Genomic DNA, 9,778 nt, shown 5'->3' on the forward strand with positions numbered 1-9,778 from the left:
CGCCAAGGCCGGGGCCGGCGGCCGCCGCCCCTCGCCCCTGCTGCTGCTCTCCGCCGCCGTGCTGATCGGCGGCGCCGTCACCGGACAGCTGATCGCCATGCTGATCGGCTGGGCACTCGGCTACCTCTCCCGCCATCTGTCCGATCTCACCCGCAAGGTGGCCGTGTTCGGGATCCCGCTGATGACGATCAGCGGCAGCTCGCTCTGGGTCTGGGGCCGCGCCCAGGGCCGTTGGGGCACGGCCCTGAACCCGGGCGAACAGACCAACCAGGTGGTGTGGGAGTCCGCGCCGGGCGTGCTGCGGGCGGCGGCCGTCATGTCGGCGGTCTTCCTGCTCCTGATGTCGCTGCGCCGGCGCGGTGGCGCGGCGGCCGACGCGGAACGGTAACTCCCGGGCGGCGAACGGGGGAATGGGCAAGACGTCGCCTCCTGTTCATGGCCCGCCACGCACGGTTCTGATGGAATATCGGCCTTGCTGTTCCGACGTTCAGCAGCCGCAGGAGGTCCGCCGTGCCGCCGTCCCCGTCGCCCTCGTCCCCGCCGTCCCCGTCGCCCTCGTCCCCGGCGGACCCGACGTCCCCGACGCCCCGGCCGTCCGGTCCGCGGCCCCGGTCCGCCGGGCTCAGCCGCCGCGGACTGCTGGTCGGCGCCGCCGTCGCCGCGGCCGCCCAGGCGCTCGACATCCGTACGGCGCACGCGGAACCGGTCCGCCGAGACCCCTTCCTTCTCGGCGTGGCCAGCGGCGATCCGCTGCCCGACGCCGTCGTCCTGTGGACCAGGCTGGTCGCCGACCCGTTCGACGCCGCCTCCATGGGCACCCGCACCGTCCCCGTCTCCTGGGAGGTCGCGGCGGACCCGGCCTTCCGCCGGGTCGTCCGGCGCGGTGTCACCGCCGCCGAGGCCGGGCGCGCGCACAGCGTGCACGTCGACGTGCGCGGCCTCCGGCCCGGTCGCGACCACTGGTACCGCTTCCGGGCCGGCCGCCACCTCAGCCCGGCCGCCCGGACCCGCACCGCCCCGGCGGTCGGCGCCCACCCCGGCAGGCTCCGCCTCGGCGTGGTCAACTGCCAGGACTGGCAGCACGGTTACTGGCCCGCTTACACCGCCCTGGCGGCCGAGGACCTCGACGCCGTGGTGCACCTCGGCGACTACATCTACGAGACCGACCCCCACAGCGCCCACCCGGACCGGCTGCACACCACCCCGCGGACCCCGGGCCTCGACCAACTGGTCACCCTCGCCGACTACCGGGCCCGGCACGCCCAGTACAAGACCGACCCGGCCCTGCAGGCCGCCCACGCCGCCTTCCCCTGGATCGTCACCTGGGACGACCACGAGGTCGAGAACAACCACGCCGGCCTGGTCGACGAGGTCGACGACACCGGCGCCCGCCACCAGGACACCGCTGCCATGGCCCGCGAGCGCGCCGCCGCCTACCAGGCGTACTACGAGCACATGCCGCTGCGGAACCCCTACCGCGACGGCTCGCCCGACTACCGGCTGTACCGCCGCTTCGACTTCGGCGACCTGCTGCGCCTCAACGTGCTCGACACCCGCCAGTACCGCACCGACCAACCGGGCGGCCACAGCCAGGACTTCGGCCCGGTCGCGGACGGCCTGGGAAACGCCGCCGGCAGCCTGACCGGCGCCGAACAGGAGGAGTGGCTGCGCCGCGGCCTCGCCGGCTCCCGGGCCCGCTGGAACGTCATCGCCCAGCAGGTGATGATGAGCCAGATCCGCTTCCCCGACTTCCTGGACCCGGCCCACCCGCTGCCGCCGCTCGCCAACCTTGACCAGTGGGACGGCTACGACCCCGCCCGCACCCGGCTGCTGCGCTTCCTGCGGGACACCGCGGTGGCCAACCCGGTGGTGCTCGCCGGGGACATCCACTCCTCCTGGTTCAGCGATCTGAGGGTCGATCGCGACGACCTCGCCACCGCCCCGGTCGCCGTCGAGTTCACGGCCACCAGCGTCAGTTCGGACTTCCCGGCCGCCTTCGACGCACCGCTCAAGGCGCTCAACCCCGCGCTCAACCCGCACGTGCGCTACTTCGAGGGCCTGCGCCGGGGCTACCTGCGGCTGGACGTCGACCGGGATCGGTGGCTGACCGACGCCCGGACCGTGGACAGCGTCGCGGTGCGCGAGTCACCGGTGCGGACCTCCGCCTCCTGGGCGGTGGCGGCCGGCGAGCCGGGTCTGGTCCCCGCCTGATCGCTCGTCTGCCGCTCTGGTCTCGCGGTCTGGTCCGCCGGTCCGCCGGTCCGGTCCGGAAGAATCGGCGGCATGCTGAGAATCGGTTCGGTGGTGCTCGGGGTGGCGGACGTCCGCCGCGCTGTGGCGTTCTGGGGCGAGGCCCTCGGGTACGTCCCCCGTGGCGGCGTGATCGAGGACGACTGGGTGGTGCTCGTCCCGGCGGACGGCGGGCCCGGTGAGGGCGGCATGCCCGGCGCGGGCGGCGTCCAGGTGGCGCTCGGGCGGAGCGTCACGCCGCCGCAGGAGCACCCGCGCGTCCACCTGGACCTCTACGCGGCGGACGCGGCCGACCAGGCGGCCGAAGTGGAACGCCTGGTCGGCCTCGGCGCGCGGCACGTCGACTGGGACCTCTACCCGCAGGACCCGGACTTCGTCGTCCTCGAATGCCCGGACCGCAACCGCTTCTGCGTGATCGACGCCAGCCGTTCCTAGCGTCGTCCTGGCGCCGCCCCCGGTGCCGCGCTGGTGCCGTCCTAGTGTCGTCCTAGTGGTCCTTCCGGCGGTGATGGGGCCGGTGGGAGGGGCCGTCCTCGTCCTTGCGGTCGTCCCGGTGGGCGGCGCGGGTCTCCATGCCGGTGCGCAGGGTCCGGCTCAGCGCGCCCGCCGCGGCCGCCAGGAACACGAAGTTGTAGGCGATCTGCAGGAGCACCACCAGCCGCGGCCCCTGCCCGGCCGGGGTGATGTCGCCGTAGCCGATGGTCGCCATGGTGACGACGGTGAAGTAGAGCGCGTCCAGGCGGGTCACCAGCCCCTCGAACTCGCCCGGACGGTCGGCCAGGACGTAGTAGGTGGCGGCGAAGACGGTCAGCGAGAGGCAGATCAGAAAGGCCAGCCAGGCCCCGGGGTGACGGCCCGTGCCCCGGATGCTGTCGACGATCCGGCTCAGCAGCAGCCCGGTCAGCACGGTCAGCACCGCCCCGAAGAGCACCCAGCTCAGCAGCGGCCGGTCACTGCCGAGGGCGCGCAGCGGCACGGTGAAGTAGCCGGCCATCAGCAGGGTGAACGAGCCGAGCAGCAGGCTCCAGGCCCGAGGGTCGGGTGTGTCCCGGGGCCGGTCCGTCGGCGGAGGCTGCTGGTTCGCGGACATCCCGGCCAGCCTGCCCCGTTCACGCCCGCGCCCGCTCCCCGGGCTGCTCCGTCCGGGGAGCGGGCCCGACGGCCGGACACGACGAAGCCCCCGCCACGGGGGCGGGGGCTTCGGCCGGGTTTCGTGCCGCCGGGTCTCAGGCGGTGGTGGACCGGGGCTGCTCGGTGGCCTTGGTCACATGGGTCGGGTTCACGGCCTGGCGGGGCTGCTCGGCGGCCGGCTGCGCCGGGGCGGCGGCAGCGGCGGGGGCGGCGGTGCTCTGCGCGGTACCCTGGGCGGCGTCGGCGGCGGGGGTGTCGTCCTCGCGCATCGCCTTCGTCTCCGCCTTCAGGATGCGCATCGACTTGCCGAGGCCGCGGGCCATCTCCGGCAGCTTCTTCGACCCGAACAGCAGGATCACGACAGCCAGCACCACGAGCACGTGCCAGGGCTCAAGACCGTTACGCAGCATCCCTGGCCACCGGTCCCTTCTTGTCTAGAGTCATACGTCACAGTTGGGCAAAGCGCCCGTCCTGGCCAGTATGCCTGCCTGCGGCGGCGAACGTATACACCGGCCGGGAAACGCTGGTCAAAAACCAGATGTTGCGCGGAGGGACGGTCCGGGGTGCCGCCGGGGCCGCCCGGGGCCGGTGCATCGGCCCAGATCAGGGTAGGCGCGGACGGGTCCGGGCGGAGGTCCGCCCCTGGTGGCGAAGGGTGCCGCCGGGGCCGGCCGGGGAGCGGGCGCTCGCGGACCACGGCTCCCACGACCGTACCGCGCCCGGCTTTTGGCCGGTTCCGGCCGCCGTGCGGCGGGCGCCCGTCAGTCCCGGTGGGCGAACAGGTAGCCGCGACGGGTCTGCGCCTCCTGCGGGTACGGGCCGCGCTCCAGCCTGGCCGTCACGGTGAACCCGGCCGAGGCCAGCAGGTCGGCGACGGTCTCCGCCTCCAGGAAGTGGAAGTCCACGTCCACCCGGTGGCCCCACCACTCGTCCAGCCGCCGCACCTCGGTGCCCAGGTGGAACGCCACCAGCAGCGCCCCACCCGGCCGCAGCACCCGCCGCATCTCCTCGAAGGCCGGCCGCAGTTCCGCCGGCTCCAGGTGGATCACCGAGTAGAGCGCCACCGCGGCGGCGAACTCGCCGTCCCCGGCCGGCAGGGCCAGCAGGTCCCCGACCCGGAACTCGGCCCCGGGGTGGTCCCGCCGCGCGACCGCCACCATCGCCGGCGAGAGGTCCACCCCGACCGCCCCGACCCCCTGCCCGACCAGCCACCCCGCCACATGCCCCGGCCCGCACCCCAGATCCGCCACCGTCCCCCCGCCGGCCCCCTCGACCACCACCCCCAGCAGCGCCCGGTCCATCACCTTGAACGCCAACTCACCGCCCACCCGCTCCCGGTACTCCTCCGCCACCGCGTCATAACTCCCCCGCACCCGCCCGTGGTTCACCCCGTTGGTCATCCAGGAAGCCTGGCACGGGGGCTGCCCCGGCGCAGCCGGATAACCGGCGGGCGCAAGCGCGGCAGCCCCCGCCCGGGGGTGGGCGGGGGCTGGGATGACGCGCTTGCGGGGGACCGGGGGTGGGGGCGGTCAGGCGGTGGCGGGTTCGGGGACGGGGGTCGGTGCGGGGGTGGTGGCGGGGAGGTGGCGCATGAGGCGGTAGGCGAGGAGGGAGGCGCCGATGGTGAGGAGGAGGCCGACCACGGCGGCCACGTGCAGGCCGTCGGTGAAGGCGGCGCGGGCGGTGGCGAGGAGGTCGGTGCCGAGGCGGCCGGGCAGCTGGGCGGCGACGGTGGCCGCGCCGCCGAGGGTGTCCTGCGCGGTATGGGCGGCCTCGCCGTCCAGGCCGGCGGGGAGGGCGCCGTCCAGGCGGGAGCGGTAGACCGCGGCGCCGGCCGCGCCGAGCAGCGCGATGCCGAGGGAACTGCCGAGCTCGACGGCGGTCTCCGAGGTGGCGGAGGCGGCGCCGGCCCGCTCGGCGGGGGCGGCGGAGACGACCATCTCGGCGGTGAGGGTCATGGTGCCGACGGTGCCGGCGGCCAGCACGCCCGCCGCGGTGAGGATCAGCGCCAGCGGGGAGTCCACGCCGACCCGGGTCATCATCGCGAAGCCGGTCGCGCCGATCAGGAAGCCCCCGGCCATCATCACCGCCGGACGGACCTTCCCGGCGAGCGCCGAGCTCAGGCCGACGGCGGCGCCGACGCCCACGCTGGGGACGAGCGACCAGAGCGAGGCGCCGAACGGGCTCATGCCCTTGACCAGTTGCAGGTACTGCGAGGTGAAGAGGGTGAAGCCCATCATCGCGAACATCGCCATGGTGTTGACGCTGATCGCTCCGCTGAAGGCGCGGATCCGGAACAGGCCGAGGTCGAGCAGCGGGTCGGCGGCGGTGCGCTGCCGCCAGTAGAAGGCGCCGCCGAGGAGCAGGCCGGCCGGGACGGCGAGTGCGGCGAGCGGGTCCCAGCCGTCCACCGCGAGCGTCTTGACGCCGTAGACCAGGGGCAGGACGGCGGCCAGTGAGAGGGCGGCGCCGAGCAGGTCGAAGCCGCCGCGCCGCGGGGCGTGGTACTCGGGGAGCACCACCGGGGCGGCGAGCAGGACCAGGGCCATCACCGGGATGGCGAGCAGGAAGGTCGAACCCCACCAGAAGTGGTCGAGCAGCAGGCCGCCGGCGACGGGCCCGAGGGTGGCGCCGGCGGTCAGGGCGCCGCCCCAGGCGCCGAGCGCGACCTGGCGCTGCCTGGGGTCGTGGAACATGTTGCGGATCAGCGCGAGGGTGGAGGGCATCACGGTGGCCCCGGCGACGCCCAGCAGGGCGCGGGCGGCGATCAGCTGGCCGGCGCCGTCCGCGTAGGCGGCGAGCAGCGAGGCCCCGGCGAATCCGGCGGCGCCGATCATCAGCAGCCGGCGGCGGCCGATCCGGTCGCCCAGCGCGCCCATGGTGATCAGCAGCCCGGCCAGCAGGAACGAGTACATGTCCATGATCCACAGCTGCTGGGTGCCGCTCGGCGCCAGCGTGGTGGAGATGTAGGGGACGGCGAAGAAGAGCACGCCCATGTCCATGGCCAGGACGAGGGTCGGGAGCAGCAGTACGGCGAGGCCGATCCATTCGCGACGGCCCGCGCGGCCGGTGGTTGCGGTCATGGGGAAGACGGTACGGATGTGTCAGACGTCTGTCTAGTACGTATGTCTCAATCGATCGTGCGAGACGGTCGTGTCATACGTTCGTGCAAGACATTCGTCTTGATCGGACGTAGCATGCGGGCATGGGAAATCGCGAGGACCTCATGGCCGGCGCCAAGCGCTGCCTGATCGAGAAGGGCTACGGGCGCACCACCGCCCGGGACATCGCCACCGCCTCCGGCGTCAGCCTGGCGGCCATCGGCTACCACTTCGGCTCCAAGGAGGCGCTGCTCAACGCGGCGCTGATCGAGGCGACCGGTGAGTGGGGCCTCATGGTCGGGGCCGTGGTGGCGCGGGCCAACGAGGCCTCCGACGACCCGGAGGAGCGGTTCGTCGCGGTCTGGGACGGCGTGCGGAGGACCATCGCCGAGCACCGCGGCCTCTGGGCCTCGCAGTTCGAGGCGATGGTGCAGGTGGAGCGGGCGCCGGAGCTGCGGGCGGCGCTGGCCGGTGCCCAGAAGGAGGGGCGGCTCGGGCTGGCGGCCCTCTTCCAGGGGCTCCCCGAGGTGCCGGACACCGAGGAGGAGCTGGCCCGCGGCGTCTTCTACCAGGCGCTGCTGGTGGGCCTGGCCGGGCAGTGGATGGCCGCCCCGGAGCTGGCACCCGGCGGGCGGGAGCTGCTGCGCGGGCTGGAGCTGGTCGGCGGCTCGGTGCTGAAGCCGAAGCCCGCCCCCGACTGGCACGGTTCCCCCGAGTGGCACGGTCCGGCGGCCTGAGTCCGGTCGGCTCGAAGGCCGGGCCCCGGCCCGGTCTCAGGCGGTGACGGCCGTCAGCAGCACCACCGAGTCGACGTGGGCCAGCAGCCCGTGCCGCTCCTGCGGGACGGCCTGCAACTGCCCCGCCGCCAGCTCCTCGCGCCGCCCGGCGATGGTAAGCGACACCCGCCCGCGCAGCACCTGGACGCTGGCGGCGGCCGGGGCGTTGTGCTCGTCGAGCGAGGTGCCCGCGGTCAGCGCGATCACCGTCTGCCGCAACACCCCGTCGTGCAGCACCAGATGGGCGCTGCGGCCGTGCGGGCTCTCGGCCGCCATGGCCGCGTGCTCCGCGACGAGCTGTTCGAGATCGACCATCGCGCGTCCTCCTGCCGTCCGGTGCCGTCCTGCTGCGCGGGCGCTCCTGCGGCCAGCGTCCCGGACCCGCCCCGCGCCCGCACGCCGAACACGCGTCCAAGCGCGCCGGTCCTGGTCGCGCGCGGGTGCGCTCGGCGTGCGGCGGCGGCCGACTGCCTCCATCGTGGAGGCATGGCGACCAACGAGCGTTTTCTCAGCGGGTTCCAGGTCAACCGCTCGCTGCTGGCCGGCGGCGCGGTGCTGACGGGCATCGGCGCGCTGTTCGGGACGGCGGGCGCGGTGATGGTGTGCGCGGCGCTGGCCACGGCCGGCCGCAACTGGGTGCGGCGGCTGGAATCCCCGCCGACCGCCATGGCCCAGCGGGCCCTGCACGAGGCCAAGGTGGCGTCGTCGGCCGGCTGGGACGCGTGGCGGGCCGAGCACCACTCGCCCAACTGACCCCGGCGCCCGGCCGGTCGATCCCGCCGGTCCGCCCCGCCGGTTCATGCCGCCCGTTCACCCGCCCGACTCCGCCGGACGGGTGAACGGCGGCAGGCCCTACAGCCCGAGCGACTTGGCGACGATGCCGCGCATGACCTCGCTGGTGCCGCCGTAGATCCGGAACACCCGGTTGTCGGTGTAGAGCCGGGCGATCGGGTACTCCAGGATGTAGCCGTAACCGCCGTGCAGCTGCAGGCACTCGTCGATCACGCCGGACGCCGACTCGGTGCAGAACAGCTTCGCCGCCGCCGCGTCCGCCACCGTCAGCTCGCCGTTCTGGTACAGCTCCAGCGCGCGGTCGACCATCGACTGCTGCGCCATCACCTGGGCCTCGCAGTCGGCCAGCTTGAACTTGGTGTTCTGGAACTCGGCGACCGCCTTGCCGAACACCTTGCGGTCCTTGACGTACCGCACCGCGAACCGCACCGCCGCGGCCGAGGCCGCGTACGCGCCGACCGCGATCGCCAGCCGCTCCTGCACCAGGTTGTGGGTCAGGTAGGCGAACGCCTTCCCCTCCTCGCCGAGCAGGTTCTCCACCGGCACCTTGACGTCCGAGAACGCCAGCTCGGCGGTGTCCGAGGTGCGCAGGCCAATCTTCTGCAGCTTGCGGCCGACGCTGTAGCCGGGGGAGGCGGTGTCCACGCAGAGGATGGAGAGCCCGGCCCGGCGGTTCTCCGGGTCGTGCGGCGAGGTGCGGCAGACCACCAGGACGAGGTCGGCGAGGACGCCGCCGGTGATGAAGGTCTTGGCCCCGTTGAGGACGTAGTGGGTGCCGTCCTCGGAGAGCCGCGCGGTGGTGGAGATGCCGGCGAGGTCGGAGCCGGCGCCCGGCTCGGTCATCGCGATCGCGGTCATCAGGTCGCCGGAGACGAAGCCGGGCAGCCAGCGCCGCTTCTGCTCCTCGGTCGCGTACTCCAGCAGGTAGGGCAGCACCAGGCCGGTGTGTACCCCGGACGACCCGAAGCTGACGCCCGCCCGCGCCGTCTCCTCGGCCACCACCGCCTGGAACTTGAAGCCGCTCTCGCCCGCGCCGCCGTACTCCTCGGGCACCTCGATGCCGAAGAGGCCGAGCGCGCCGAGCCGGCGGTAGAAGTCCCGTGGCGGGTGGCCCTCGGCCTCCCAGCTCTCGTAGACGGGGACGACCTCGTTGGCGATGAAGTCCCGGATGGTCTCGCGGAAGGCCTCGTGGTCCTCGGTGAACACGGTGCGGCGCACGGCGGCGCCTCCCTTCGACGGTGCCTGACGTTCGGTGGAGCCCGGCGCGGCGGTCCCGGACGGTGCCGCCGACCGCCCGACAAGTTAATCGCGGGTAGCTTCGGGTGTCCAGGACGGGGACGGTGGCGTCCGCGCTGGTGCGAACGGCCTGCCGACGGCCTTCACGCGGCCCCGGGTGAACGCCTGCCGGCCTGCCGGGCGGCCTTCGGAACGGGCGCCGGGAAACGCGGGACGGGGGAGGGCCGGGCGTCATGGCGGTGCGACGGCCGGCCACGGAGGTCCGGCGGGCGCGGATCGCCGCCGTCGCCGAACGCTTCCACCGCGGCGGCTGCCACCGGGTCTCGATGGCGGAGGTCGCCGGCGGCTTCGGCATCACCGCTCCCGCGCTCCACCGGCACTTCCGGGGCAGGCCCGAACTGCTCGACCGCACCCTCCGGGTGGGCCTGGACGCGCCGGCGGACGCGGTGCGCTCCGCCGGTTCGGCGGCCGAACTCGCCGCCGCACTGGCCG

The 9,778-nt window shown here is 74.2% G+C and carries 11 protein-coding genes and 1 pseudogene; 6 read left to right on the top strand and 6 right to left on the bottom strand.

All coding sequences use genetic code 11. The features are described 5' to 3' along the window. The 3 genes and pseudogenes from ABD308_RS06660 to ABD308_RS06670 all read left to right on the top strand — a co-directional run. Positions 1-388 (top strand): annotated as a pseudogene (locus ABD308_RS06660) (hypothetical protein); the annotation flags it as partial. 122 nt (positions 389-510) lie between these two features. Beyond that, positions 511-2,211, top strand: coding sequence for an alkaline phosphatase D family protein (locus ABD308_RS06665; RefSeq protein WP_344328848.1), 1,701 nt, complete (start codon positions 511-513; stop codon positions 2,209-2,211). A 72-nt stretch (positions 2,212-2,283) separates the two neighbouring features. Further along, entirely contained in the window at positions 2,284-2,685 is a 402-nt protein-coding gene (locus ABD308_RS06670) for a VOC family protein (RefSeq protein WP_344328851.1), read from the top strand. A gap of 52 nt (positions 2,686-2,737) precedes the next feature. Here ABD308_RS06670 and ABD308_RS06675 read toward each other — a convergent pair whose 3' ends face one another. The 4 genes from ABD308_RS06675 to ABD308_RS06690 all read right to left on the bottom strand — a co-directional run bounded on the left by ABD308_RS06675 (position 2,738) and on the right by ABD308_RS06690 (position 6,464). Next, a complete protein-coding gene (locus ABD308_RS06675; protein ID WP_344328858.1) occupies positions 2,738-3,340 on the bottom strand; it encodes a potassium channel family protein in 603 nt (200 codons plus the stop codon). Positions 3,341-3,476: 136 nt separating this feature from the next. Beyond that, complete coding sequence (gene tatA, locus ABD308_RS06680; protein WP_344328867.1) at positions 3,477-3,791, bottom strand: Sec-independent protein translocase subunit TatA; 315 nt, start codon at positions 3,789-3,791, stop codon at positions 3,477-3,479. 351 nt (positions 3,792-4,142) lie between these two features. After that, the gene (locus ABD308_RS06685) at positions 4,143-4,781 is read right to left on the bottom strand and encodes a class I SAM-dependent methyltransferase (RefSeq protein WP_344328888.1); all 639 of its coding nucleotides are present in this window, start codon (positions 4,779-4,781) and stop codon (positions 4,143-4,145) included. A 129-nt stretch (positions 4,782-4,910) separates the two neighbouring features. Then, entirely contained in the window at positions 4,911-6,464 is a 1,554-nt protein-coding gene (locus tag ABD308_RS06690) for an MFS transporter (RefSeq protein WP_344328897.1), read from the bottom strand. A 122-nt stretch (positions 6,465-6,586) separates the two neighbouring features. Here ABD308_RS06690 and ABD308_RS06695 point away from each other — a divergent pair, with 122 nt between their 5' ends. Further along, positions 6,587-7,219 carry a TetR/AcrR family transcriptional regulator gene (locus ABD308_RS06695; RefSeq protein ID WP_344328905.1) on the top strand — a complete coding sequence of 211 codons (633 nt, stop codon included), beginning with the start codon at positions 6,587-6,589 and terminating at the stop codon, positions 7,217-7,219. A 36-nt stretch (positions 7,220-7,255) separates the two neighbouring features. Here the strand turns inward: ABD308_RS06695 and ABD308_RS06700 are convergent, their stop codons facing one another. Continuing rightward, positions 7,256-7,573, bottom strand: coding sequence for a cupin domain-containing protein (locus ABD308_RS06700; RefSeq protein ID WP_344328912.1), 318 nt, complete (start codon positions 7,571-7,573; stop codon positions 7,256-7,258). A gap of 171 nt (positions 7,574-7,744) precedes the next feature. On the opposite strand from ABD308_RS06700, the gene ABD308_RS06705 reads away from it, so the two are divergent. Further along, on the top strand, positions 7,745-8,011 hold the full coding sequence (locus ABD308_RS06705) for a hypothetical protein (RefSeq protein WP_344328916.1): 267 nt from the start codon (positions 7,745-7,747) through the stop codon (positions 8,009-8,011). Positions 8,012-8,110: 99 nt separating this feature from the next. Here the strand turns inward: ABD308_RS06705 and ABD308_RS06710 are convergent, their stop codons facing one another. Then, positions 8,111-9,268 carry an acyl-CoA dehydrogenase family protein gene (locus tag ABD308_RS06710; RefSeq protein WP_344328921.1) on the bottom strand — a complete coding sequence of 386 codons (1,158 nt, stop codon included), beginning with the start codon at positions 9,266-9,268 and terminating at the stop codon, positions 8,111-8,113. A gap of 251 nt (positions 9,269-9,519) precedes the next feature. On the opposite strand from ABD308_RS06710, the gene ABD308_RS06715 reads away from it, so the two are divergent. Further along, positions 9,520-9,778, top strand: a 259-nt coding sequence (locus ABD308_RS06715) for a TetR family transcriptional regulator (RefSeq protein WP_344328926.1), incomplete at its 3' end; no start/stop codon positions are given.

Source organism: Kitasatospora putterlickiae, assembly GCF_039527695.1.
GTDB lineage: Bacteria > Actinomycetota > Actinomycetes > Streptomycetales > Streptomycetaceae > Kitasatospora > Kitasatospora putterlickiae.